General features: G+C 54.5%; 23 protein-coding genes. 13 read left to right on the top strand and 10 right to left on the bottom strand.

The genetic code is table 11. The features are described 5' to 3' along the window. Positions 1–9: 9 nt before the first annotated feature. The 4 genes from astE to IAE27_RS21680 all read left to right on the top strand — a co-directional run bounded on the left by astE (position 10) and on the right by IAE27_RS21680 (position 4,619). Positions 10–972 carry a succinylglutamate desuccinylase gene (astE, locus tag IAE27_RS21695; protein WP_017146079.1) on the top strand — a complete coding sequence of 321 codons (963 nt, stop codon included), beginning with the start codon at positions 10–12 and terminating at the stop codon, positions 970–972. A gap of 352 nt (positions 973–1,324) precedes the next feature. After that, positions 1,325–1,807 (top strand): ATP-independent periplasmic protein-refolding chaperone Spy, encoded by a 483-nt coding sequence (gene spy, locus IAE27_RS21690; RefSeq protein ID WP_004101331.1) that lies wholly within the window; start codon positions 1,325–1,327, stop codon positions 1,805–1,807. Positions 1,808–2,029: 222 nt separating this feature from the next. Further along, positions 2,030–2,572 (top strand): LemA family protein, encoded by a 543-nt coding sequence (locus IAE27_RS21685; protein ID WP_154022447.1) that lies wholly within the window; start codon positions 2,030–2,032, stop codon positions 2,570–2,572. A gap of 4 nt (positions 2,573–2,576) precedes the next feature. After that, positions 2,577–4,619 (top strand): DUF2207 domain-containing protein, encoded by a 2,043-nt coding sequence (locus IAE27_RS21680; protein WP_154022448.1) that lies wholly within the window; start codon positions 2,577–2,579, stop codon positions 4,617–4,619. 181 nt (positions 4,620–4,800) lie between these two features. Here the strand turns inward: IAE27_RS21680 and cho are convergent, their stop codons facing one another. Together cho and nadE are read right to left on the bottom strand one after the other, a co-directional pair. Then, positions 4,801–5,661 (bottom strand): excinuclease Cho, encoded by an 861-nt coding sequence (gene cho, locus IAE27_RS21675; RefSeq protein ID WP_108703932.1) that lies wholly within the window; start codon positions 5,659–5,661, stop codon positions 4,801–4,803. Positions 5,662–5,763: 102 nt separating this feature from the next. Then, complete coding sequence (gene nadE, locus IAE27_RS21670; RefSeq protein ID WP_004112373.1) at positions 5,764–6,591, bottom strand: ammonia-dependent NAD(+) synthetase; 828 nt, start codon at positions 6,589–6,591, stop codon at positions 5,764–5,766. Positions 6,592–6,821: 230 nt separating this feature from the next. Between nadE and osmE the strand changes: the two genes are divergently transcribed. The 7 genes from osmE (at position 6,822) to chbG (ending at position 12,768) form a co-directional block, all read left to right on the top strand. Continuing rightward, entirely contained in the window at positions 6,822–7,160 is a 339-nt protein-coding gene (gene osmE / locus IAE27_RS21665; protein ID WP_004101339.1) for an osmotically-inducible lipoprotein OsmE, read from the top strand. 286 nt (positions 7,161–7,446) lie between these two features. After that, complete coding sequence (gene chbB, locus IAE27_RS21660; RefSeq protein WP_004101340.1) at positions 7,447–7,767, top strand: PTS N,N'-diacetylchitobiose transporter subunit IIB; 321 nt, start codon at positions 7,447–7,449, stop codon at positions 7,765–7,767. A gap of 168 nt (positions 7,768–7,935) precedes the next feature. Next, a complete protein-coding gene (chbC, locus tag IAE27_RS21655) occupies positions 7,936–9,294 on the top strand; it encodes a PTS N,N'-diacetylchitobiose transporter subunit IIC (protein ID WP_004112376.1) in 1,359 nt (452 codons plus the stop codon). A gap of 54 nt (positions 9,295–9,348) precedes the next feature. Beyond that, positions 9,349–9,696, top strand: a complete 348-nt coding sequence (gene chbA / locus IAE27_RS21650; protein WP_004101342.1) for a PTS N,N'-diacetylchitobiose transporter subunit IIA — start codon at positions 9,349–9,351, stop codon at positions 9,694–9,696. Between the two features lie 12 nt (positions 9,697–9,708). Beyond that, positions 9,709–10,548: a transcriptional regulator ChbR gene (chbR, locus tag IAE27_RS21645; RefSeq protein ID WP_071530309.1), complete on the top strand. Its 840-nt coding sequence runs from the start codon at positions 9,709–9,711 to the stop codon at positions 10,546–10,548. Positions 10,549–10,650: 102 nt separating this feature from the next. Further along, on the top strand, positions 10,651–11,997 hold the full coding sequence (locus IAE27_RS21640) for a 6-phospho-beta-glucosidase (RefSeq protein ID WP_004101344.1): 1,347 nt from the start codon (positions 10,651–10,653) through the stop codon (positions 11,995–11,997). Positions 11,998–12,009: 12 nt separating this feature from the next. Next, positions 12,010–12,768 (top strand): chitin disaccharide deacetylase, encoded by a 759-nt coding sequence (chbG, locus tag IAE27_RS21635; RefSeq protein WP_004101345.1) that lies wholly within the window; start codon positions 12,010–12,012, stop codon positions 12,766–12,768. Between the two features lie 38 nt (positions 12,769–12,806). On the opposite strand, the gene katE is transcribed toward chbG, so the two are convergent. Continuing rightward, a complete protein-coding gene (katE, locus tag IAE27_RS21630) occupies positions 12,807–15,065 on the bottom strand; it encodes a catalase HPII (RefSeq protein WP_200092866.1) in 2,259 nt (752 codons plus the stop codon). 196 nt (positions 15,066–15,261) lie between these two features. On the opposite strand from katE, the gene cedA reads away from it, so the two are divergent. Next, entirely contained in the window at positions 15,262–15,501 is a 240-nt protein-coding gene (cedA, locus tag IAE27_RS21625; RefSeq protein WP_024274048.1) for a cell division activator CedA, read from the top strand. A 74-nt stretch (positions 15,502–15,575) separates the two neighbouring features. Here the strand turns inward: cedA and IAE27_RS21620 are convergent, their stop codons facing one another. From IAE27_RS21620 to hxpB, 4 genes are all read right to left on the bottom strand, one after another. Next, entirely contained in the window at positions 15,576–16,967 is a 1,392-nt protein-coding gene (locus IAE27_RS21620) for an L-cystine transporter (protein ID WP_115239659.1), read from the bottom strand. A 134-nt stretch (positions 16,968–17,101) separates the two neighbouring features. Continuing rightward, a complete protein-coding gene (locus IAE27_RS21615) occupies positions 17,102–17,692 on the bottom strand; it encodes a metal-dependent hydrolase (RefSeq protein WP_154022450.1) in 591 nt (196 codons plus the stop codon). Between the two features lie 91 nt (positions 17,693–17,783). After that, positions 17,784–18,545 (bottom strand): 2-dehydro-3-deoxy-D-gluconate 5-dehydrogenase KduD, encoded by a 762-nt coding sequence (kduD, locus tag IAE27_RS21610; protein ID WP_064398402.1) that lies wholly within the window; start codon positions 18,543–18,545, stop codon positions 17,784–17,786. A 148-nt stretch (positions 18,546–18,693) separates the two neighbouring features. Next, positions 18,694–19,362 carry a hexitol phosphatase HxpB gene (gene hxpB, locus IAE27_RS21605; protein ID WP_064398400.1) on the bottom strand — a complete coding sequence of 223 codons (669 nt, stop codon included), beginning with the start codon at positions 19,360–19,362 and terminating at the stop codon, positions 18,694–18,696. A gap of 129 nt (positions 19,363–19,491) precedes the next feature. Here hxpB and IAE27_RS21600 point away from each other — a divergent pair, with 129 nt between their 5' ends. Then, the gene (locus tag IAE27_RS21600) at positions 19,492–20,028 is read left to right on the top strand and encodes a YniB family protein (protein ID WP_023320762.1); all 537 of its coding nucleotides are present in this window, start codon (positions 19,492–19,494) and stop codon (positions 20,026–20,028) included. 32 nt (positions 20,029–20,060) lie between these two features. Here the strand turns inward: IAE27_RS21600 and yciA are convergent, their stop codons facing one another. The 3 genes from yciA to IAE27_RS21585 form a co-directional block, all read right to left on the bottom strand. Continuing rightward, the gene (yciA, locus tag IAE27_RS21595) at positions 20,061–20,459 is read right to left on the bottom strand and encodes an acyl-CoA thioester hydrolase YciA (protein WP_004101357.1); all 399 of its coding nucleotides are present in this window, start codon (positions 20,457–20,459) and stop codon (positions 20,061–20,063) included. A gap of 100 nt (positions 20,460–20,559) precedes the next feature. Beyond that, positions 20,560–22,740 (bottom strand): TonB-dependent siderophore receptor, encoded by a 2,181-nt coding sequence (locus IAE27_RS21590; RefSeq protein ID WP_023329577.1) that lies wholly within the window; start codon positions 22,738–22,740, stop codon positions 20,560–20,562. Between the two features lie 183 nt (positions 22,741–22,923). Beyond that, positions 22,924–24,240, bottom strand: a complete 1,317-nt coding sequence (locus IAE27_RS21585; RefSeq protein ID WP_032728677.1) for a voltage-gated chloride channel family protein — start codon at positions 24,238–24,240, stop codon at positions 22,924–22,926. Between the last annotated feature and the right edge of the window lie 58 nt (positions 24,241–24,298).

Genomic DNA, 24,298 nt, shown 5'->3' with positions numbered 1-24,298 from the left:
GGAGATGTCGTGGACGACTTTCTGGCATTAACGCTGGCTGGGCGTTTGCCCCACCATTTTCATGGCCAAACGGCGCACTTCCGCTGGCACTGGATTGACTGCGGTATACTGCAGCTCATTCCCCATGAGCCCTGCGAGCGCTCGCTGGTATTGTCCGCCGGGATCCACGGTAACGAAACCGCGCCGGTCGAAATCACGGATTTACTGCTGCGTCAGTTGTTCTGCGGGGAGTTGCCGTTACGCTGGCGGTTGCTGGTGGTCTTCGGCAATCCTTCGGCGCTGAGGGCCAATAAACGCTATCTGCACAGCGATATTAATCGAATGTTTGGTGAGCGCTGGCGGGCTTTCAGCGTCAGCGATGAAACCGCTCGCGCCCGGCAACTGGAGCATGCGCTGGCGCGCTTTTATGCGCCGGGTAGCGGTGAGCGCTGGCACCTGGATTTACATACCGCTATTCGCGGATCGCTGCATACGCGCTTTGGCGTCCTGCCAGCGCGCGATAAGCCGTGGGATGAAGCATTCCTGGGCTGGTTGGGGGCGGCTGGCCTGGAAGCGCTGGTCTTTCATCAGCAGCCGGGCGGCACCTTTACCCATTTCAGTAGCGAACGTTTCGGCGCGCACTCCTGCACGCTGGAACTGGGAAAAGCGCTTCCTTTTGGCGACAACGATCTCAGCCAGTTTGCCGCGACGCAGCGCGCGCTGGCGCGTCTGCTGGCCGGCGAGAGGGCGTTGGCTGCCGGTGATTCGCCGCTGCGCTACAGAGTGGTGCAGCAAATTACCCGCAGCAGCGACAAATTTCAGCTGCATATGTCGGCGCAGACGCTAAACTTCACCCCCTTTTCTGCCGGGACGCTGCTGGCTGAAGATGGCGAAACCCGCTATGTCGCGGCTAAGGAGCCAGAATATGTGCTGTTTCCCAACCCCGACGTAGCTTTTGGCCAGCGAGCCGGGCTGATGCTCGAACGCTTCTGAATATGCTGTCGCCCCGGTGGGCGATGGCATTTATTTTGCCGGCTGTTTTTTCCTTTAGATCTTAATTTTTTGTGCGCTATCGGCTGATTGCGGATTATTCCTGGATAAATGCTTTGTTTTTAATCTGCGCTGGTTTATAGTCTTCATAATTTCTCGACAAAACAGCCTGTTAATTATTTTTTCTTGCAATTATCTCCCCATAATCCTTATTTTCTCCATAATTGGTCAGAAACTGTTTTTTATACTTTCAATGTTTTACGCTTGCTCTGACTAATTGACGATAAACGTCGTAAAGTTAATCTCGTCAACACGGCAACGCGCCGTAAGAATAACGCAAAGTAAGGATTGAACGATGAAAAAGATTACAGCTCTGTTTGTTGCCTCTACTCTGGCTCTTGGCGCGGCTAACCTGGCTCACGCGGCTGATACTACGGCAACCTCAGGCGAGACCGCGCCGATGATGCATCATAAGCGCGGCCCGGCGGGCCCACATGAAATGATGTTTAAAGGTCTGAACCTGACCGACGCGCAGAAAACGCAAATTCGCGACATCATGAAGAGCCAGCGCGACAATATGAAGCGTCCGTCCCTGGATGAGCGCCGCGCGATGCATGAACTGGTTGCCAGCGATACCTTCGATAAGGCAAAAGCGGAAGCGCAGATTGATAAAATGGAAGCCCAGCATAAAGAAATGGCGCTGGCTCGACTGGAAACTCAGAACAAGATTTACAACATTCTGACCCCGGAACAGAAAAAACAGTTCAATGCTAATTTTGAGAAGCATCTGACAGATCGTAAAGCGCCGGAAGGTAAAATGCCTGCACCAGCTGAATAATTCAGCGCGCTGACTTAAGACCGCCGGTCTTGCCCAAGAATGCCAACAGGCTTTGGGCAGGGCCGGCGGTTTTTTTATCTGCATCTGCTGCGGGGCAACGGCAAAACGCCGGTGAAACCTGATTTACCCGACAGGGGCGAATATGCGAGGATGAGGCTTCAACCGTTATCATGGGCGCAGTCACCCTGACTCTGCTGCCCGCTATCGCTTCGGATTTTGCATATGGAAATGTATATCGGCCTCGCCGTCCTTGTTGTCGTCCTCGTCTGGGTTATCATGACCTATAACCGCTTTATCTCCCTGCGTCGTTTCAAAGACGAGGCCTGGAGCGGCGTCGCTGTACAGCTTAAGCGCCGCCACGATCTGGCGCCCAATCTACTGAGTCTGGTGAAACGCTATGCACAGCACGAAAAGGAATTGCTGGAAGAGCTGGGCCGCCAGCGTAGCGTACTGGTCGGCAGCACCAAACAGATAGCCGACAGCGAACGCCACTATTCCGCTACGCTGGGACGTATTTTCGCGCTCGGCGAAGCCTGGCCGGAACTCAAAGCCAGCGACAACTTCCTCTCATTACAGCAATCGCTTAATGAAATAGAAGAGCAGCTGCAGATGGCTCGCCGCTATTTCAACGGTACGGTGCGCGATATGAATATTCTGGTCGAGTCTTTCCCCAGCCTGCTGCTGGCGCGACTATTTAAATTTAAAGCAGAAGCTTTCTTTGAACTGGACTCACCGGAAGAAGCTCAATCTCCACGGATGGAGTGATTAAATGCTCTGTATAACTCTGCGGGTAGTGCGCGCGTTCGTATTGCTGTTGCTGCTGCCTGCCAGCGCAGCATTCTCCGCAAACAACCCGATTATTATTAGAGATGCTTCTCAACTCCCCGCTGGCGCTATTCCGGCGTATGAACATATCCTCTCTTTTGATTCCCGGGCGCGCTTTAGCCCGAACGGCAGCATGGCGATTGAGGAGAATATCAAGGTACTTGCCCTGGGGAAGGAGATTCGGCGAGGGATTTTGCGCACGCTTCCCCTCACGTGGAACCGCCAGGATGGCAAAATCTTCCGTGTTGACTATACGATCGAATCGGTGTCGCGCGATGGCGTCTCTGAGCCATTTAGCCTTGATGAGGCAGCAAAAAGCCTGACGGTATGTATCGGCAGCGGCGAAAAGATATTAAAACCAGGGATCTATCACTATCGGATTCGCTATCAAATCAGCAACCATTTCAGCCGATTTCCCCAGTGGGATGAACTGTACTGGAACGTGACGGGCAATGACTGGGCCTGGCCAATTAGCAAGGCCAGCTTTAGCCTGGCGCTACCGGATAGCGCCGCAAATCTCAACGCTGACGCCAAAGATGCCAGGCTGCGCTCAATTGATGTTTATACAGGGATCGCTGGCGCGAAAGAGCACAACGCAACGATTCTGCCCGACGGTAGCGTGCGCTCTCTGCGTCCGCTGGCAAAGGGGGAGGGGCTGACGGTTGTTTATACCTGGCCGCGGGAGATACTTGCCCGCGCTCCGGCGCCGGAGGCCGCTTCGCCGCTGGTGCATTTACTTTTCCCCAACCTGAAAACCTGGGTGATATGGCTGCCGCTGCTGTTCATGCTCGTTTATTATCTGCTCTGGTGGCGGAAAAACGTCACCCAGGCCGGGTTGAGAATGCCGCCTGTTGTGCCGCTCTTTTCGCTGCCTGCCTCCATGTCGCCAGGCCACCTGCGTTTTATTACCCGGCGTAAATATGATGATGTGGCTTTTAGCAGCGATTTATTAGCGCTGGTCGCGAAACGCGGGATGACGCTGACGAGCGACAAAAATCCATCCCGCAGCCCGTGGCGATTAAATTCCGGCATCAAACAACGGCTGACCCGCCTCCCCGTTGAGGGAAACAGACGGTTAAACAGAGACGATCTCCAGCTATTAAGCACCCTATTTAAAGGCAAACAGAAAAATATCGATCTTAGTAAGGCCCATCAGCGGTCAGTGCAGAGTGCGCGTAAACGTCAGGAGACGCGTTGTGAAGAACAGCGGGCTAAACTCTTTCGTAAATGGGGGCAACCGCTGCGGCGCTGCATCTACATTGCGCTGCTTGTTCCGGTAGCGTGCGGTCTTTGGGTTAATGCGGAGGCCGCGCTGCTGACGATACCGGCCGCAGTTTTTATGCTGATCGGCGGTTCGCTGCTGGCTTTTTTCTTGCGGTTTCTTTGTCATCCTCGGGAGATGTGGCGCGACTGGGGCCCCGCCCCGGTACTGTTTTGTGCCTCTTTTGGTATTTTAGCGATGCTCGGCGGAAGCAATTTTCTGTTGGGAATGTTGCCCATAACCCAACTTCCCGCCGGATATATTGGCGCGCTGCTGATGGCGTTCGCCCTGTGCGTTTTTGTTGGCTGGAAAACGCCTCGTTATACGCAGCGCGGGTTGGATGAGCTGGCCGTCGCCAAAGGACTGAAGCTGTATCTTGGCACCGCTGAAAAGAACCGCTATCAGATTATTTACCCGCCTGCGCAGATGATCTCCCATTTTGAAGAACTACTGCCCGTAGCGTTGGCGCTTGGCGTGGGGAAAACCTGGGCGAACACCTTTGCCCACTATCTGAGTAGTACTGGCGCTCTGTCGGAAGCGTTTGCCGGTGCTGGCTGGGAAAGCGTGCATCATTTCAGCGAGTCCTGTCGAACCTCCTCTATATCCTCGCCGACCAGCGGTTCAGGGGGCGGTTCATCATCGGGTTCAGGCTATAGCGGTTCCGGCTCTTCCGGTGGCGGTTCATCCGGCGGCGGCTCAGGCGGAGGCGGTGGAGGAGGCTGGTAATTAAGGGAGACGCCCCGATAACCTACTGCGGGATCTTATGCCGGCATCGTGCGTTTCCCGGCAGGTCTTACCGGACTGACGGGAAACGCGTATGGCAGCAGTTTTTAAACCGGGCAAGGCCATATCACCAGGGAATGCGATATGATCTGTTCGTCAGGACAGAGGTGGCCCACGGTCAGTTTTACAGCGGATGCAGCTTATAGCGGCCGCTAAGCAGCGGTTTACACAGTATTTTATAACCATCATGGTCAAATTTTGCCGCCAGGCGCGTGAGCGATGAGGCCTGCGACAGGGATTCTACGGCGCCCAGCCATAGCCAGTTTTGAATAATATGGTACTGCGTCATATCCTCGCTGCGCTCTTCCAGCGCGATCGCCCCGGCCCATGGCCAGTATACCAGCTGCATTTTTTGCATATTTTCCACCAAACGCTGCTGGTGCGCTTCAACGCTCTCCTTCCCGCAGCAGGCTCCTGCGCAGCGGCCCAGCGCCGAGCGAAAGCAGGCGCGCCCGCGGTTGAGCGGCTCGAGTCCCATTAATCCATAACAAAGGCGATGCTCGTCGGCAATTTTTTGCAGCGCCTGCAGCGCGGCGCGGCGATTGGCAAAAAGGCCATAGAGATCGCTTTGTCGCGAGAAATCCAGCTCGCTGGCGTAAACCACCTGCGGTCGGGCGTCAGCCAGGCGCAATGAGCACAGCTGCCGGTTTTGCCGCAGACGTTTATTAAACAGAGGCTGCTGTTCCTTAATGAGCTGCGCTTCTAACAGGAGTGCGCCGAGCTCGCCCGCCGTCCGTTGCCAGGTGATGCGTCGTGACTGGCGCAGCATAGCCGCTTCGTCGGGGGTGCGCAGATGCGACAACACCCGGCTGCGGATATTAACGCTTTTGCCGATATAGAGCGGAAGGGTATCGCTTTCGCCGTGAAACAGATATACCCCCGGCTGCCTGGGCAGAGCCTCAAGCCACGGACGCAGATGTTCGGGATACTCATAGATTGCCGCCGCTTCAAATTCGAGACGCGGGGCGGATTGCCTTCTTGCCACTATTGCTCCTGGTGCTGTTTATTTATCCAGTATAGCAGGGGAAGGGCGGAGCGAAAAGGACAATAAATCACCCCAACCGGAGTCGGGGCGAGGGGGGATGGGTTATTTTTTCCAGAAGTCGTCGAAGACGGTGATTGGCGGGCGGCGTTTGTGCTCGGTTTTCAGATACCAGCCTTCGATCGTTTTCGCGACTTTCTCGTCCAGCGTTTTACCTTCCAGATAGTCGTCGATGTTCTCGTAGGTCACGCCCAGCGCCACTTCGTCCGGCAGGGAGGGGCGGTCGTCCTCAAGATCGGCGGTCGGCAGTTTTTTATACAGGTGCTCCGGACACCCCAGATGGGCCAAAAGCTGTTTGCCCTGACGTTTGTTGAGGCGGAAAAGAGGGTTGATGTCCGTGCCGCCGTCGCCGTATTTAGTGAAAAAACCAGTAATAGCCTCCGCAGCATGATCGGTACCTACCACCACGCCGTGGGTCATCCCGGCGATGCTGTACTGCGCTTTCATGCGTTCGCGGGCTTTTTCGTTGCCGCGAACAAAGTCGCTAAGCTCAATGCCGGCTTCGCGCAGCGCCTGTTCACTGGCCAGCACGGCGCCCTTAATATTGACCGTTAATACACGGTCCGGCTGAATAAAAGCGATGGCGTCCTGACAGTCCTGCTCGTCCGCCTGCACGCCGTACGGCAAGCGAACGGCGATAAACTGCAGGCTGTCGTCACCGGTTTCGGCGCGGAGCTCATTGATTGCCTGCTGGCAGAGCTTACCGGCAAGCGTGGAGTCCTGGCCGCCGCTGATGCCGAGGACCAGTGATTTAATAAAAGGGTATTTCTGCAGATAGGACTTCAAAAAGTCTACGCTGCAGCGTATTTCGGCTTCGACATCGATCTGGGGTTTAGCGCCCAGCGCCTGAATAATCTCTTGTTGTAGCGTCATCGCGCCCTCCGGAAAGTGAATCTGTATGGCAATCAGCAGAGGTTTAACCTACCTCTTTGACGGTAAAACGACAAGGATCACAATTTTGAGTGTAGCAAAAGCAGGCAACCTCAACGGAACGGGCTTTATTATTGGAAAGATCTTAATTTCGCTTCATTTCCACCTTCGGCTTGAAAAATAACGATATTTATTCCAGGCTTATTTACACGCCAAAAAAAAGAGGATGGAATATGAACAAGCATTTTGCAGGATTTCTGGGCGCAGCAGCTGTATTAACCATGCTGGCAGGGTGTACGGCCTATGACCGTACTAAAGATCAGTTCACCCAGCCGGTGGTTAAAGACGTTAAAAAAGGCATGACCCGCGCGCAGGTTGCGCAAATTGCTGGTAAACCTTCATCAGAAGTGACGATGATCCACGCACGCGGTACCTGTCAGACATACATCCTGGGTCAACGCGATGGTAAAATTGAAACCTACTTCGTCGCGCTGGATGAAACCGGCCGTGTGATGAATTCTGGTTATCAGACCTGCGCTGAATACGATACCGACCCGCGCAACAGTAAGTAACATCCCGCCATAGTGCTGATTCCTACGAAAGCCCGACCATTGGTCGGGCTTTTTTATGAGCGCTGATGCTTATTTAATTGCGCGAATTATTTGAGGGAAATGTGAGGGCAGTCAAAACGCGAGGTCAATGAGAGACAATTCTGTTCAAGGAGGAATTATCCTGCCGATGAACGATGCCGTATACTCAATGCATAAACAATACTAATTCAAAGAAACATCTCTTACCGCCTCTCCGGCATCAACGATGCGCTCAGGAGACCCGGTCACACAAATTGAGGAAGCGTTCATGGAAAAGAAACATATCTACCTGTTCTGTTCTGCTGGGATGTCTACATCACTGCTGGTCTCGAAAATGCGTGCTCAGGCCGAGAAGTATGAAGTGCCGGTTATTATTGAAGCATTTCCCGAGACTCTGGCCGGTGAAAAAGGACCTGATGCTGATGTCGTATTATTAGGCCCACAGATTTCCTATATGCTGCCGGACATTCAACGTTTACTACCAAATAAACCCGTAGAAGTTATTGATTCCGTGCTGTACGGTAAGATCGATGGTTTAGGTGTTCTGAAAGCGGCCGTTGCGGCCATTAAGAAAGCTGCTGCGCAATAATTTATATTTTAAAACTCGACATATTTCGGATGGCAATGGTTAAAATTTCGTGAGGGTGTGTTTTAACTATTTGCTGTCCGAAATACCCCGAGTTTATTTTCCCGTCAAAGAGTAATTTCATCTATCATTGCCGCAATAATTACATTGCGGCCTTAAAGGGTATTTATTATGAGTAAAGTGATTGATTCGCTTGAAAAGGTACTCCTTCCGTTTGCGGTCAGAATAGGAAGGCAACCTCACGTCAATGCAATTAAAAACGGCTTTATTAAGTTAATGCCATTGACGTTAGCCGGGGCCATGTTTGTTTTAATTAATAACGTATTTTTGAGCTTTGGCGACGGTTCATTCTTTTATTCAATGGGCATCCGTCTGGATGCCTCGACAATCGAAACACTGAACGGTTTTAAAGCTATCGGCGGCAACGTTTATAACGGTACGCTAGGTATTATGTCGCTGATGGCGCCTTTCTTTATTGGTTCGGCTTTAGCTGAAGAGCGTAAAGTTGACCCAATGGCGGCCGGGTTGCTGGCGGTTGCGGCATTTATGACCGTTACGCCTTATAGCGTCGGGGAAGCCTACGCCGTTGGCGCGAATTGGTTAGGCGGTGCCAACATTATTTCTGGTATCGTAATCGGTCTGGTCGTTGCCGAGATGTTCACCTTTATCGTTCATCGCAACTGGGTGATTACGCTGCCGTCCAGCGTGCCGGCTTCGGTCTCCCGTTCATTCTCAGCGGTTATCCCGGCCTTTATTATCCTGTCTATTATGGGGATTATCTCCTGGGCGCTGACCCACTGGGGAACGAACTTCCACCAGATCATCATGGACACTATCTCCACGCCGCTGGCCTCAATGGGTGCCGTGGTAGGCTGGGCATACGTTATTTTCACCTCGCTGCTGTGGTTCTTCGGCGTACACGGGTCGCTGGCGCTGTCGGCGCTCGATAGCGGCATTATGACGCCATGGGCGCTGGAAAACATCGCAACCTATCAGCAGTACGGCTCCGTTGAAGCCGCGCTGGCGGCGGGTAAGAGCTTCCATATGTGGGCCAAGCCGATGCTTGATTCCTACATTTTCCTCGGCGGTACCGGCGCGACGCTGGGCTTGATCATCGCCATCTTTATCGCTTCCCGCCGCGAGGATCATCGTCAGGTGGCGAAACTGGCGCTGCCGTCCGGCATCTTCCAGATTAACGAGCCTATCCTTTTCGGTCTGCCGATTATCATGAACCCGGTGATGTTTATTCCGTTCATTCTGATTCAGCCTCTGCTGGCGGCCATCACCATGACGGCGTATACCCTGGGCATCATCCCGCCGATTACCAACATCGCGCCGTGGACTATGCCGACCGGTTTAGGCGCCTTCTTTAACACTAACGGTAGCGTCGCAGCTCTGCTGCTGGCCCTGTTCAACCTTGCTGTATCGACCCTGGTCTACCTGCCGTTTGTGGTTATTTCCAACAAAGCGCAGGGCGTCATTGAGCAGGAAGAGAGCGAAGAAGATATCGCTAACGCACTGAAATTCTAATATCGAGCGGTACGGGAAGTTTCCCGTACCGTCTGGCAAATTAAGGGAGTCATTATGTTTGATCTGGATAACATCGCAGCAGAAGAGACCGCGGTAAACGACCTCGAAGAGGTGGTGATGGGGCTGATTATCAACTCCGGACAAGCGCGTAGTCTGGCTTATGCCGCGCTGAAGCAGGCAAAGCAGGGAGATTTTGCGGCGGCTAAAACCATGATGGAACAGTCGCGCATGGCGCTGAGCGAAGCGCATCTGGTGCAGACCCAGCTGATTGAGAGCGATGAGGGAGAAGGCAAAATGAAGGTGAGCCTGGTGCTGGTGCATGCGCAGGATCATCTGATGACCTCAATGCTGGCACGTGAGCTGGTTGCCGAATTGATTGAGCTGCACGAGAAGGTACAATAGGTCATCGACACGATGAGGCAACCAAAGATGATGACCACTGAAATCAGTACCGCCCGGGAGCAACAACTCTTTAACGGCAAAAACTTTCATGTGGTCATCTATAACAAAACGGAGAGCGTAAGCGGGCTTCACCAGCATGATTATTACGAGTACACCATCGTTTTAACCGGGCGCTATTATCAGGTTATTAATGGCAAGCGGGTGCTGCTGGAGCGCGGGGATTTCGTTTTTATCCCAATGGGGTCGCACCACCAAAGCTTTTATGAATTTGGCGCGACGCGCATTCTGAACGTTGGTATCAGCAAAAGTTTCTTTGAAAAACACTATCTGCCGCTGCTGCCGTTTGGTCTGGTTGCTTCTCAGGTCTATGCCGTTAAAAGTACTTTTCTCAGTTATATTGAGTCGGTTATTGCATCACTGAATTTTCGCGAAACTGAATTTGACGAATTTATCGAGCTGGTCTCCTTTTATACTCTGAATCGGCTCCGACATTATCGTGAAGAGCCTGCGGAAGACGTCATTCCGCAATGGCTGAAAAATACCGTGGAGGGGATGCACGATAAGCTTAAGTTTGGCGAGGGGGCGCTGGAGAATATGGTTGAACTTTCCGGGAAAACCCAGGAGTACTTAACTCGGGCAACCCAGCGTTATTACGCCAAAACGCCGATGCAGATGATTAACGATATTCGCATCAACTTCGCTAAAAAACAGTTAGAGATAACCAACTACTCGGTGACCGATATTGCCTATGAGTCGGGGTACAGTAGCCCAAGTTTGTTTATTAAAACATTCAAGAAGCTGACTTCTTTTACCCCCAGCAGCTATCGGAAACACCTCACCAGTATTAATTAACCGGGCGCGGAATAGTCCGCGCGGTCTAAATATTCAAATTAACTGTCCGTATTTACACGGAGAGCGGGTGTCGCATACGCGTTATCCGCAAGGGAGAAAAAGATGAGCCAGAAATTGAAGGTAGTGACTATCGGCGGCGGCAGCAGCTATACCCCGGAATTACTGGAAGGGTTCCTGAAGCGTTATCATGAACTGCCGATTAGCGAACTGTGGCTGGTGGACGTCGCGGAAGGGCAGGAAAAGCTCGATATTATCCATGCGCTGTGCCAGCGCATGGTGGAAAAAGCCGGCGTGCCGATGAAAGTCTACAAGACCCTCGATCGCCGCGCGGCGCTGGAAGGCGCAGATTTCGTAACGACCCAGCTGCGCGTTGGCCAGCTCAAGGCCCGCGAGAAGGACGAGCGTATCCCGCTGAGCCACGGCTATTTAGGCCAGGAAACCAACGGCGCGGGCGGACTGTTTAAAGGTTTGCGCACTATTCCGGTCATTTTTGACATTGTGAAAGATGTGCAGGAAGTCTGTCCGAATGCCTGGGTCATTAACTTTACCAATCCGGCGGGGATGGTCACCGAAGCGGTTTATCGTCATACCGGCTTCAAGCGTTTTATCGGCGTGTGCAATATTCCGATTGGCATGAAGATGTTTATCACCGACGTTCTGCAGCTGAGCCCGAGCGATGAGCTCAATATCGATCTGTTTGGCCTGAACCATCTGGTATTTGTGCGCGATGTACTGGTTAACGGCGTTTCACGCTTTGACGAGCTGCTGGACGGCGTGGCATCGGGTCGATTGAGCGCTAACTCGGTGAAAAATATTTTTGATTTACCCTTTAGCGAAGGACTGCTTCGTTCGCTGCGTCTGATCCCTTGTTCCTATCTGCTCTACTACTTTAAGCCAAAAGAGATGCTGGCGATTGAAATGGGCGAATACTACAAAGGCGGTGCGCGCGCGCAGGTGGTGCAGAAGGTTGAGAAACAGCTATTTGAGCTGTACAAAGATCCGGATCTGAACGTTAAGCCGAAAGAACTGGAACAGCGCGGTGGGGCGTATTATTCCGACGCGGCCTGTGAAGTGATTAACGCCATTTATAATGACAAGCAGGCCGAGCATTACGTGAACGTGCCGCATCATGGTCACGTTGATAACATCCCGGCAGACTGGGCGGTCGAGATGACCTGTACGCTGGGCCGCGACGGCGCGAAACCAACTCCGCGCATCACGCATTTCGATGAGAAAGTGTTGGGGCTGATTTACACCATTAAAGGTTTTGAAGTTGCGGCCAGCGAAGCGGCTATCAGCGGTAAACTGGACGATGTGCTGCTGGCGCTTAATCTGAGCCCGCTGATCCACTCCGATCGCGATGCTGAAAAGCTGGCGCGGGAGATGATCCTCGCGCACGAGCAGTGGCTGCCAAACTTTGCGGCGACTATCGAAAAACTGAAACAGTAACGGGAGCGGCTAATGGAACGCGTGTTAATCGTCAATGCCGATGATTTTGGCCTCAGCAGGGGGCAAAACTACGGCATTATCGAAGCTTGCAAGAACGGTGTGGTCACCTCCACGACGGCGCTGGTCAACGGCGCGGCGATTAGCCACGCTGCCCAGCTTAGCCGCTGCGTCCCAGAGCTGGCTGTTGGGATGCACTTTGTCCTGACGCTGGGCGAGCCGCTGGCGGCGATGCCGGGGCTAACCCGCGAAGGGCGCTTTGGAAAGTGGATTTGGCAGATGGCGGAAGAGGGCAGCCTGCCGCTGGACGAAATCGCCCACGAACTGGAGCGTCAGTATCAGCGTTTTGTCGAGCTGTTTGGCCATGAACCGACGCATATCGACAGCCATCATCATGTCCATATGATCGCGCAGATCTACCCCATCGTCGCGGCGTTTGCCCGCGAGAAGGGCGTGGCGCTGCGGATCGACCGCCAGCTAGCGACGCTGTCAGGCCTGGCGCAGGATGCCGCGCGCAGTAGTGATGGATTTGCCAGCGAGTTCTACGGGGAAGGGGTTTCGGAAGCGCTGTTTCTGCAAACCCTGGATGCCTCTGTCCAGCGTGAGGAAAAATCGCTGGAGGTGATGTGTCACCCGGCGTTCGTGGATAACACGATAATGGGCAGCGCCTACTGCTATCCGCGACTGACCGAACTAGATGTGCTGACCGCCGGGTCGCTGAAGTATGCGATTGCCGAGCGCGGCTACCGGCTTGGAACCTACCGCGATGTATAAAGGGAAGTGAGAAGCCCGGCATCTCTGCCGGGCTTTTTTTACGCCGGGATCGCGGCGATTTTAGCGCTTCTCGACCACACCCGATGCGCCGCCATCAGGGTGATCAGTTCATCCATTGATTGGCTATCAATGGCATCGGTCTCAACAATGCCTTCTTCGCCCTGATCGGCAACCTGCAGCGGCGCTTTGCACTGCCGTGCATCGCCTGCCAGCAGAATCGGCTTCAGGTGTTTGTATGCTTCCAGCAGGTAATAGTTGAAATCACCGTTGCTGCTCAGACTTTGCAGATCGCCGCCGGGAACGATGACTGCATCCACGGTCAGCGATGGCGAGCCGGCAAAGGTTCCGGCTACCGGCAGCTCGGTGCCATCATCGGCCTGCACTTTCCCCATTCGTGAATAGAGTAACTTGGCATGTACCCCGTGCACTTTCAGCGACTTGAGCAAAGTCAGCAGCTCTTTGGCAACCGGACGATCGTTAAGCAGTACCGCCACCACCCGGCCTTTCACGTCGCCGCTGGGAATGGCGTACAGGCTTAGCGTCGGATCCTTTTTCAGGCCGTTGACATCCGGCGACGGCGTAATGCTGCGCTGTTCGTCCGTGAGCTCAATACCCAGGTTTTTACCTACGGCCTGAGCCAGCTGCAGGTCGATATGCGCCAGCTGATCGACCACCCGCTCGCGGATCCACTCTCTGACAACCTTGCTCAGCTCGAAGCTGAATCCGTCGATAATATGCTGCTGCTCAATTGGCGTCTGGCTACGCCAGAATAGCAGGGGTTGAGAGTAATACTCGCCAAAGGAAGGGCTACGCTGGCGAATTTTTTCTCCGTCAATCCGCTCGGCATAAGATTCGAAGCCGCCGCGTTTAGCGGCCGGCGGCGTCTCCCGCGGCCAGTTGTTATTGATGGAGTTAGGTTCATAGTTTGCCGGGTTGGTATCGATATCCATCCGGTGCATGCCGTCGCGCTGGAAATTATGATACGGGCAGGTGGGTTTATTAATCGGAATTTCATGGAAATTCGGCCCGCCGAGGCGGCTAATCTGCGTATCGGTATAGGAGAAGAGTCGGCCCTGCAGCAGCGGGTCGTTGCTGAAGTCTATTCCTGGAACGATATGCCCGGGATGGAAGGCCGCCTGTTCGTTTTCGGCAAAGAAGTTATCCGGGTTGCGATTAAGGACCATCTTACCGACGCGCTGCACCGGAACCAACGCTTCCGGGATGAGCTTGGTGGGATCCAGCAGATCGAAATCAAAAGCAAATTCATCCTCTTCCGGGATCAGCTGTAATCCCAGCTCGTACTCAGGATAATCTCCGGCTTCAATCGATTCCCATAAGTCACGACGATGGAAATCGGGGTCGCGGCCGGTCAGCTTTTGCGACTCATCCCACACCAGGGAGGCCTTACCCGCGACCGGCTTCCAGTGGAAGCGCACGAAGGTCGCTTTACCTTCCGCGTTAATCAGGCGGAAGGTGTGGATGCCAAACCCTTCCATGGTACGGTAGCTGCGGGGTAGCCCGCGGTCCGACATCGCCCACATGACGTTATGCAGCGTTTCAGGCTGCAGCGAGACGTAATCCCAGAAGGTATCGTGCGCGCTTTGCCCCTGCGGGACGGCCCAGTGCGGTTCCGGTTTCACCGCATGGACAAAATCGGGAAACTTGATCGCATCCTGGATAAAAAAGATCGGCGTGTTGTTGCCGACCAGGTCAAAGATACCCTCGTCGGTATAAAACTTGGTGGCAAAACCGCGGATGTCGCGCACCGTATCGGCGGAGCCAGCGCCGCCCTGAACGGTGGAAAAACGGACGAATACCGGCGTTTTTTTCTGCGGGTCGCAGAGGAAAGCCGCTTTGGTGATGTCGCTTAAATCGCTGTACGCCTGGAAATAGCCGTGCGCAGCGGAGCCGCGGGCATGAACGATGCGCTCGGGAATTCGTTCATGGTCAAAATGGGTTATTTTTTCACGCAGGATAAAATCTTCCAGCAGCGTGGGGCCGCGTTGACCCGCGCGCAGCGAGTTCTGGTCGTCAGCGATGCGTAGACCCTGATTGGTCGTAAGCGCAGCATTCTCACCGCCTTTACGCTGTTTCTCGAGGGCATCGAGCTTTTCGTTGGTCGTATCCGGGGCCTTCATGCTACCCGGCGCCGTCGGCTCTTCGCCCGGCGCGGTCGGGTGCGGTGTGGGCTGCCAATCCTGATCTTCTGGCGCTAATGCGCCCAGGCCAGGTTTTGCCGCCCGGTCATCATGCACCGGTGATTGAGGGGATTTCGGGTTATGGGGTTTATCAGACATTGCACGCTCCTGCTTTCATTACTGAAAATGGTCTTTGCTAAACCAAAACCCTTCTAATTGTAGAACATCATTTCAAGAATATATTTTTATAAGAGTTTTGCTACTAAAGGACCACAAGCAGGGGGCGACGAAAGCGGGCGTTTTCGGCTATGATAGGGGTTTCTGTTTACCGCCGTATTTAGTGAATTTATTTGTCATGAAACCACTTCGCCAACAAAATCGTCAGGTCATTAGCTACGTGCCTCGAGTGGAGCCTGCGCCGCCGGAACACGCCGTCAAAATGGATGGTTTTCGCGACGTTTGGGTTCTGCGGGGTAAATACGTCGCCTTTGTGCTGATCGACGAACGTTTCCGTCGCTCCCCACCGTTTAACGTGCCGGAAGCGGCGCAGCGCTGGGCGACGCAAATGAGGCAGGAAGGTGAAATCGACGCCTGAATGAGCCGGAACAATAAAAAACCGCTGAAAATTCAGCGGTTTTTAGTTTCTGACTACGCGAAGGGCGTATCGACTTAGCGGTGCGCCAGCTCTGCATCGTCATCGCTATCGAGAATAGCTTTATCGGTTTGGCGCAGCCACTGGCTGGTCAGGGTACCGGCGGTCATTGAGCCGCTAACGTTCAGCGCCGTACGGCCCATATCAATCAGCGGTTCAACCGAGATTAACAGCGCCACCAGCGTGACCGGCAGCCCCATCGCCGGTAAGACGATCAGCGCGGCAAACGTCGCGCCTCCGCCCACGCCTGCGACGCCGGCGGAACTGACGGTGACGATGCCAACCAGGGTAGCAATCCACAGCGGATCGAGCGGGTTAATACCGACCGTCGGTGCGACCATCACCGCCAGCATCGCCGGATAGAGTCCCGCACAGCCGTTCTGTCCGATGGTAGCGCCGAACGATGCTGAGAAGCTGGCAATGGATTCCGGCACGCCCAGACGACGGGTTTGCGCTTCCACGTTCAGCGGAATAGACGCCGCGCTGGAGCGGCTGGTGAAGGCGAAGGTCAGAACCGGCCAGACTTTGCGGAAGTATTTCAGCGGGCTCACGCCGTTGACCGCCAGCAGCAGGCCGTGCACCACGAACATGATGCCCAGACCAATATAGGAGGCGATAACGAAGCTGCCGAGCTTGATAATGTCCTGCAGGTTAGAGCCCGCAACCACTTTGGTCATCAGCGCCAGTACGCCGTACGGCGTTAACTGCATGACCAGACGCACCAGCTTCATCACCCAGCTCTGCAGCGTATCGATAGCGGTCAGCACGCGCTGGCCTTTGGCGATATCGTCTTTCAGCAGCTTCAGCGCCGCGACGCCGAGGAATGCAGCGAAGATTACCACGCTGATAATCGACGTCGGGTTCGCGCCGGTCAGATCTGCGAACGGATTTTTCGGCACAAAGGAGAGGATCAGCTGCGGGACGCTCAGGTCGGCGACTTTACCGGCATAATTACTCTGAATGGCGTTGAGGCGGGCGGTTTCCGCGCTGCCCTGGACCAGGCCTTCGGCTGTCAGGCCAAACATGTTAGTCACCAGCACCCCGACCAGCGCCGCAATCAGCGTAGTAAACAGCAGGGTACCGATACTGAGGAAGCTGATTTTACCCAGCTGCGAAGCGTTATGCAGGCGGGCCACCGCGCTCAAAATCGAGGCGAAAACCAGCGGCATGACGATCATTTGCAGCAGCTGAACGTAGCCGTTACCGACGATATTAAACCACTGGATAGAGTCCTTCAGCACCGGGCTGTCGGAGCCATAGACTAGCTGTAGTGCCAGGCCAAAAATAACGCCGATAACCAGACCGACCAGCACTTTTTTAGCGAGGCTCCACTGTTTATGGCGGGTTTGGGCCAGCGCCAACAGTAAAACCGCGAACACAACTACGTTCGCTATTAATGGAAAGTTCATCCCCGTTCTCCTGATATCTTTTATCACCAGGTTGGTCAATAACCAACTCTTATGACGGCAAGGGTAGCAGAAGGCGTAATCCGTTCCTTATATTCAAATGGAATTGATTATAACTATTTGAATAATTCGCTGCTTTATCGTCCAGTCTGGTGACTAATAAAGCGATGAAAGGTAGTTTGCAGCGAATTTATCATCTCCGATGACCAGCGAACGGCGCTGTTTTCGGCAACGTTTTGCGGCATCCACACGGCGTAGATGAACAGCGCCATGCACAGCGCGCGCTCCAGTTGATTACCTTTGCGCGGCGCAAGAATAGGGAAGCGAAAGCGCCAGCGGCAGGGCCAGAGCAGCGGAACCCCGGCAGGGGTAAGCATGTCGGCAAGAATATGGCTGAGGTAGCCCAGCACCAGGCCCTGAACCGCATCCGCCGGGACGATCCAGCTATCCGAAACCTTCAACGAGAAAATCGCCACCGCGCCAAAGACCACCAGCAGGCTATGGGTGAAGCCGCGATGGCCGAAGGCGCGGGCAATCGGTTTTGATATCCAGCTTAATCGTTGCCCGAGAAACGACTTGGGGTGATCGATATCCGGCAGCAGACAGGTCAGGATGGCGGACGGAACGATATGCCACCAGTCACCCTGGGCCAGCACGGGGGTTAATTCCGCATTTTTCGCAAATACCGCACAGGCAATAGAAAAGAGGAGGTGGCCTTCCGCCGTCATGATAAACACCCTAAACTGTCAATTCATACAGTATAGGGTTTTTATACAGTGTGCGGAAGAGGTGACGGTGTAACTCTTTGTCACAAGACCATCAGCGTGCCAGCCAGCCGCCGTCCACCGCCAGGGTATAGCCGTTAATGTAATCCGCCGCCTGGGAAGCAAGAAAGACCACCGGTCCCTGCAGGTCTTCCGGAACACCCCAGCGTGCGGCCGGGATACGGTCGAGGATCTCTTTGCTGCGTTCGGCATCGTCGCGCAGCTGCTGGGTATTATTGGTAGCCATATAGCCCGGCGCGATGGCGTTAACGTTAATACGATGTTCCGCCCATTCGTTGGCCATCAGGCGGGTAATGCCCAGCACGCCGCTTTTGGAGGCGGTGTATGACGGGACCCGAATACCGCCCTGAAATGAGAGCATTGAGGCGATATTAATAATTTTTCCGCCGTCGCCCTGCGCGATGAACTGTCTGGCGACCGCCTGAGACAGAAAGAAAACGGATTTCAGATTCAGGTTAAGCACGTCGTCCCAGTCCTTTTCGCTAAAGGTTAGCGCATCGGCGCGGCGTATGGTTCCGGCATTATTCACCAGAATATCAACCCGGCCCATGGCGGCCACGGCCTGAGTAACAATGGCTGCGATCTGATCCTGACGGCTCAGATCGGCCTGAATTGCCATAAAACGTCGGCCCAGCGCCTGAACCTTCTCTGCGGTTTCATGGGGGATCCGGCGATTGACGCCGACAATATCGCATCCGGCCTGCGCAAGGCCGAGCGTCATTCCCTGGCCCAGTCCGGTATCACAACCCGTCACGATAGCGACCTTGCCCGTAAGGTCAAAGGCGTTCAGTACCATATGCACCTCTGTATGCTGATTTTATGCGTCAAATAACGCCGTTGGGACAAGCATAGAGGGCGGGAGAAGAAAAGACAAATAAAAATGAAACGCTGTTTTAATTTTGTGATAATGGGGCGATGCAGCAACCCCATCATCAGCGATGCCTTTAGCCGAGCAGGTCGCTCAGGGTCAAAGATTCAAGGGTGGCAAGCTTGACGTCGGCCAGCACGAAGCGCGGGTCATGGCTATTTTCCGCTTCCGGTACGACGACAGAGCGCATCCGCGCCGCTTTGCTGGCAATCATCCCGTTGACCGAGTCTTCCAGCGCCACGCAGTTCATCGGGCTGACGCCGAGACTGGCGGCGCAGTTCAGATAGACCTGCGGGTGCGGTTTGCTGTACGGCAGCATTTCAGCGGAAGCGAGGGCGTCAAACTGGTCGCGTAGTTCAAACATGGCGAGGACTTTTTCCAGCATTCGCAGCGGCGATGCCGACGCCAGGCCAATTTTCAGTCCCTGTGCTTTACACATCGCCACCGCTTCCCGCGCCCCCGGCAGCAGCGGACGCGCCTCTTCCACCAGTTGGATAGCGCGATTGATGATCCGCGCGGTGACCTCCGCGCGGTCCGGGCCCTGCCACGGCTGTTGGGCAAACCACAGGTCGACGACTAAATCGATGCGCAGCCCGAGAATATCCGGCATTTCATTGCGGCGACGAATATCCACCCCAAGGCTGGCCATTACCTCCAGCTCTGCTTTGTCCCATAGCGGCTCGGAGTCAATCAGTAATCCATCCATATCAAAAATCGCGGCGTGAATCTGGCGCCTGGCTGACATAAGTCCCTCTCCTGTAGCGTAAGTAGATAACGAATCGGCACTCATGGTATATCATACCGCGCATTATTGGGCGAAATTCGCCGACGAAGGTAGACTAAGAGTGGATAGGCGTCTTAACAAGGGGAATCCATGACGTATCAACAAGCTGGACGCATTGCAGTACTTAAACGACTTCTGGGATGGGTGGTATTTATCCCGGCGGTTATCTCGACGCTGATCTCCGTGCTGAAGTTTATGTACGAGCACAGCGAGAAAAAACCGGGCATCGACGCGGTGATGATGGACTTTGCTCATGTGATGATCGAGATGATGCGCTTTAACACGCCGTTCCTCAATTTCTTCTGGTACAACTCGCCGCTGCCGGATTTTAAGCACGGCATGAATATCGGTTTCTGGATCATCTATATTCTGGTGTTCGTCGGCATGGCGCTACAGGCTTCCGGGGCGCGGATGGGGCGCCAGGCGAAGTTTCTGCGCGAAGGCGTTGAGGATCAGCTGATTCTGGAACAGGCTAAAGGAACGGAAGGGCTGACGCGCGAACAAATTTCCGCACGCGTTGTGGTGCCGCGCCACACCATCCTGGTGCAGTATTTTCCGCTGTACGTCCTGCCGGTAATTATTATTGTGCTGGGCTACTTCTTCTTTTCTTTACTCGGTTTTTTGTAAACAATCGGCCCGGATGCCCCGGGCCGGCTGAATCACAGAGTCGGCAGAGCGCGCGGTTTTCCCTGATTATCCACCGCGACGTAGATAAACAGCGCTTCGGTGGCTTTGTAGCGCTGGCCGATGGGCTCAGACGACACTTTCTTAACCCACACTTCCATATTGATAGTTATCGACGTATTGCCGCGCTTCACGCAGTTGGCGTAGCAGCACACGACGTCGCCGACCGCCACCGGGCGCAAAAAGGTCATGCCGTCGACGCGCACGGTCACGACGCGACCGTGGGCAATTTCTTTGGCCATAATGGCCCCGCCAATATCCATTTGCGACATCAGCCAGCCGCCGAAAATATCGCCGTTTGCGTTGGTGTCCGCCGGCATCGCCAGGGTGCGTAAAACCAATTCGCCCTTCGGCGCAAGATCTGTTGTTGTCATTCTCTACTCTGTACTGGTCAAAGACGATCAGGCGGATGCTACTATGAAAATGAGGTTGAGAGAATAGGGGAATACGCCCGCTATAGCGGGCGTGAGGGGGTTAGAAAGAGAGCGTGACGCCAGCGTAATAGGCGCGACCCGGTTCGTTATAGGTCGAAGCGCCTTCGTTTTCCCGATAAATTTGCTTATCGAAGAGGTTACTGATCCCGGCATTCAGCCGCAGGTCTTTGGTTAGCTGATAGTTGCCGCCGACGCCGACGACAGAATACGCGCCGACTTCGTTGGTGGCCAGCACCCCGTTTTCGTTACGAATTTCCGCGTATTCGCGCGGTTTCTGTCGACCGTACAGGGTCCAGTTGACGTTAGCCGAGAACTTGCTGGTCACCTGCCAGTCGAGCAGGGTATTGATGGTGTATTTCGGAATAACGGACAGCGGGTTGCCGGTATCTTTGTTTTCCGATTTGATCATATAAGTGGCGTTGGTGCGCCAGCTGAGCGTATCGGCAATGAGCGGAACCAGCAGCGTGCCTTCAAGGCCTTCGACGACCGCTTTCCCGCCGTTCTCCCACTGCAGGATATTCGCTCCGCTGGCGGTATTACCCAGCACCTCGGTGCCGGAGACGATCTTGTTTTTGTAGTCGTTGCGGAACCAAGTGATGCCGGCGTTATAACCGTTGAGGTTAAACTCAAGGCCGAGCTCTTTGTTGACGCTGATTTCCGGGTCGAGATCCGGGTTACCTAAAAGATAGCAATTGCCTTCCGCAATACTTATCGGACAGCCGTTTCCGCGCGTAGAGAGCAGGTAGCCTTCGCTCGACTGATACAGGTTCGGCGCCTTAAACACGCGGGCAATGCCCGCCTTAACCTTAAACATATCGCCCAGATCCTGTGACAGATTCAGGCTCGGGCTCCAGTTGCTGCCGAAGTCGTTATGATAGTCGAAACGCAGGCCGGGGATAATATTGGTTCCCGGCATCGCTTCGATATTGTCTTCCAGATAAATACCGGTCAGCGTGGCGCTGTTTTTAGGGCTGCGTTGCGAAGGATCGCCGGACATCCCCGGCAGCGTGTCCGTCGTTGTGGTGGCCTGCATCGAAGCCGGATCGTTCAGTTCATCGCGGTTCCACTCCATCCCCACAGTCAGGGTCTGTTCTGTGAGCCAGTTAAAGGGAAGATTCACTTCAGCGGTTGAGCGCCAAGACTCCAGGCGGCTGGTGTCGTAGACATCGCTATTGATCATTCCTTCTACGCGACCGGTGGTGCCCTCCTGCAGACGGGTATTGTTGGTTTTTTCGTAGTAGACGCCCGCTTTCGACTGGCCCCAGTCCCAGATCCCGTTGTAGGTCAGGCCCCAGGTCTGCCGGTACAGTCGGTTGGTTTCCTGACCGTACAGCGTATCCACCAGGCCATTTGGGCTCATATTGCTGTTGCTGTATTGCGTATCGCCGGCATAGATATTGCCCTGACGGCTGTAGGCGTAGCTGAAGTCGAGGATCTGCTGCGGGGTGACTTTCCACGACAGCAGGGCGTTAATATCTTTGTTGCGCACGCCTTCGCGGCCCGCTGCATAAGAGCCATTTTGCGCGCGGTTAATATCCCAGGCATCGGGTTCCGTTTTGTTAATGTTGCCGTACAAACGCATGGTCAGGGCATCCCCGGCCAGCGGTCCGTTGAGGCTGAAGTTAGCCCGGTTAGTGGCGCCTTCTTTGTTATTTTCCGGCTGATTGGTATAGAGCGAGAGCGATCCGTGCCAGTCGTTGGTGGGGCGTTTGGTGATAATATTGACGACCCCACCCGCAGCGCCAGAGCCGTAGCGCGCAGCGGCGGGTCCGCGCAGAACTTCAATGCGTTCCACCATTTCCGGCGGTACCCAATTGCTGTCGCCTCGGGTATCACGCTCGCCGCGCCAGCTATAGCGTACGGAGTTGCGGGAAGTGACGGGCACGCCGTCAATAAGAATCAACGTGTTTTCCGGTCCCATCCCGCGAATGTCGATCTGACGGTTGTTGCCGCGGCTGCCGCTGGCGCTGTTGCCGGTCAGGTTTACCCCGGGCATTTTACGGATGATTTCTGACAGATCGTTAACCGGAGGGTCCTTAGCAATATCTTCAGCGGTAATGATCGAGACGCCCGGCTGCTGCTTCAGCGCCTCTTCGGCGGTTCCGTGAACCACCATGGTCTCCGTATCCTGTTCCACCTCTTCGGCGAAGACCCCTGGGCTGAGTAAGCCTGCAATGGCCAGGGCCAGGGGCGTTGCTATGTGATTTTTCTGCGTTCTCATTATAAATATCCATATCAAATCATGAAAAATTGAGATCGAGAATATCAATGATAATTATTATCATTTCAATAAAGTGAAGATAATCTCCATCAAATCCTCACAATTGCCGCAACTTTCCGGTATGTGACAGACATCATGGAGAAACCGGCGGGGCTTACCCTCACCGGCTTCCAGGTGCGATTGTCAGGAGGCGGGCGTCTCTTTGTCGGCCTTTTGTCGGCTTTTTTGTGACTGGTACCACTCCGGGAATTCTGACAGCTTGATGCCAGTTGGCACATCGCTCTGTTTTCGGCAGGCTATACGCTGCGAACGATAAATACCGCTATAGCCTGAGACCAGCCAGGCCACCACGCAGGCCAGCGCGGCGTAAATACCGATTTCAGAACCAAACAGCTCAATCGCCATCAGCGTTGAGGCAACAGGCGTATTCGCCGCCCCGGCAAAGACGGCGACAAAACCTATTCCGGCCAGAAAGCCGAGCGGCATATGCAGCAGCGGCGCCAGCGCATTGCCCAGCGTCGCACCGACATAAAACAGCGGAGTGACTTCACCACCTTTAAATCCGCTACCTAAAGAGACGGCGGTGAAGAGCAGTTTGCCGAAGCTATCCCACGGCGCCAGCGGTTGCTGGAAAGCGTCCACTATCACCGGTATGCCCAGGCCAATATAGCGCTCTCCGTGCAGCAACCAGACCGCGCAGGCAATCGCCAGTCCGCCAATAAACGGCCGCAGCGGCGCGTAGTGAATCCATTTTTTCATCAACGCGCCGATTGCCTGCGTGCTGTCGGCAAAAATGCGCGCCGCGAGGCCAAAGCAGCAGCCGGCGATAATGATTGCCAGCAGCGTCCAGAGCGTTAGCGTGGGAAAGCCGGTAATAAAGTAGTGCGTATGCTGCACGCCCCACATGATGCCAACCCGATCGGCAATAATTGCGGCAAACAGGCAAGGAAGAATGGCGTTGTAGTTTATCCGTCCGATAGCCAGAACTTCGAGCCCGAAGAGCGCTCCGGCGAGCGGGGTACCGAAAACCGAAGAGAAACCGGCGCTGATCCCGGCCATCAGCACCATTGACCGTGCATCGTGGTTAAGACGGAAAATGGCCGTGAAGCGATCGGCGATCGAGGCCCCCATCTGTACCGCCGTGCCTTCACGCCCGACGGAGGCGCCAAACAGATGAGAAACAACGGTGCCGAAAAATACCATCGGCGCCATCCGTAGGGGAATGACGCACTTAGGATCATGGATCTCTTCCAGAATCAGGTTGTTGCCTGCCTCCACGCAGGTACCGTAGCGCAGATAGATCCAGCCGACGGCAAATCCGGCAAACGGCAGGAGCCAGATAAGCCAGCGGTGAGCTTCCCGCGTTGCCGTAGCCCACTCCAGTGAGAAAAGAAAAAATGCCGAGGCCGTGCCCGCCAGCACCGCAATGATAAAAGCGAGGAGCAGCCATTTCCCGAGGAATAAAAGCAAAGAGAGTGATGAAAAGCGGTATGCGCGCATCGTCGGATCCTTAGAAGATGAATCTTCCCGGACGCGGTGCCAGCCATTCAGATAGGCC

Origin of the sequence: Klebsiella sp. S69, assembly GCF_016516145.1 — a bacterium.
GTDB classification, from domain to species: domain Bacteria; phylum Pseudomonadota; class Gammaproteobacteria; order Enterobacterales; family Enterobacteriaceae; genus Klebsiella; species Klebsiella oxytoca.
Note: the sequence above shows the minus strand (reverse complement) of the source record. Positions and strands in the feature narration are given on the sequence as shown.

Excerpts from the sequence above, each read along its gene's own strand:
- spy (WP_004101331.1), top strand. The coding sequence starts at position 1,325 with ATGAAAAAGATTACAGCTCTGTTTGTTGCCTCTACTCTGGCTCTTGGC.
- IAE27_RS21685 (WP_154022447.1), top strand. The coding sequence starts at position 2,030 with ATGGAAATGTATATCGGCCTCGCCGTCCTTGTTGTCGTCCTCGTCTGG.
- IAE27_RS21680 (WP_154022448.1), top strand. The coding sequence starts at position 2,577 with ATGCTCTGTATAACTCTGCGGGTAGTGCGCGCGTTCGTATTGCTGTTG.
- nadE (WP_004112373.1), bottom strand. The coding sequence starts at position 6,591 with ATGACGCTACAACAAGAGATTATTCAGGCGCTGGGCGCTAAACCCCAG.
- osmE (WP_004101339.1), top strand. The coding sequence starts at position 6,822 with ATGAACAAGCATTTTGCAGGATTTCTGGGCGCAGCAGCTGTATTAACC.
- chbB (WP_004101340.1), top strand. The coding sequence starts at position 7,447 with ATGGAAAAGAAACATATCTACCTGTTCTGTTCTGCTGGGATGTCTACA.
- chbC (WP_004112376.1), top strand. The coding sequence starts at position 7,936 with ATGAGTAAAGTGATTGATTCGCTTGAAAAGGTACTCCTTCCGTTTGCG.
- chbA (WP_004101342.1), top strand. The coding sequence starts at position 9,349 with ATGTTTGATCTGGATAACATCGCAGCAGAAGAGACCGCGGTAAACGAC.
- chbR (WP_071530309.1), top strand. The coding sequence starts at position 9,709 with ATGAGGCAACCAAAGATGATGACCACTGAAATCAGTACCGCCCGGGAG.
- IAE27_RS21640 (WP_004101344.1), top strand. The coding sequence starts at position 10,651 with ATGAGCCAGAAATTGAAGGTAGTGACTATCGGCGGCGGCAGCAGCTAT.
- chbG (WP_004101345.1), top strand. The coding sequence starts at position 12,010 with ATGGAACGCGTGTTAATCGTCAATGCCGATGATTTTGGCCTCAGCAGG.
- katE (WP_200092866.1), bottom strand. The coding sequence starts at position 15,065 with ATGTCTGATAAACCCCATAACCCGAAATCCCCTCAATCACCGGTGCAT.
- cedA (WP_024274048.1), top strand. The coding sequence starts at position 15,262 with ATGAAACCACTTCGCCAACAAAATCGTCAGGTCATTAGCTACGTGCCT.
- IAE27_RS21620 (WP_115239659.1), bottom strand. The coding sequence starts at position 16,967 with ATGAACTTTCCATTAATAGCGAACGTAGTTGTGTTCGCGGTTTTACTG.
- IAE27_RS21615 (WP_154022450.1), bottom strand. The coding sequence starts at position 17,692 with ATGACGGCGGAAGGCCACCTCCTCTTTTCTATTGCCTGTGCGGTATTT.
- kduD (WP_064398402.1), bottom strand. The coding sequence starts at position 18,545 with ATGGTACTGAACGCCTTTGACCTTACGGGCAAGGTCGCTATCGTGACG.
- hxpB (WP_064398400.1), bottom strand. The coding sequence starts at position 19,362 with ATGTCAGCCAGGCGCCAGATTCACGCCGCGATTTTTGATATGGATGGA.
- IAE27_RS21600 (WP_023320762.1), top strand. The coding sequence starts at position 19,492 with ATGACGTATCAACAAGCTGGACGCATTGCAGTACTTAAACGACTTCTG.
- yciA (WP_004101357.1), bottom strand. The coding sequence starts at position 20,459 with ATGACAACAACAGATCTTGCGCCGAAGGGCGAATTGGTTTTACGCACC.
- IAE27_RS21590 (WP_023329577.1), bottom strand. The coding sequence starts at position 22,740 with ATGAGAACGCAGAAAAATCACATAGCAACGCCCCTGGCCCTGGCCATT.
- IAE27_RS21585 (WP_032728677.1), bottom strand. The coding sequence starts at position 24,240 with ATGCGCGCATACCGCTTTTCATCACTCTCTTTGCTTTTATTCCTCGGG.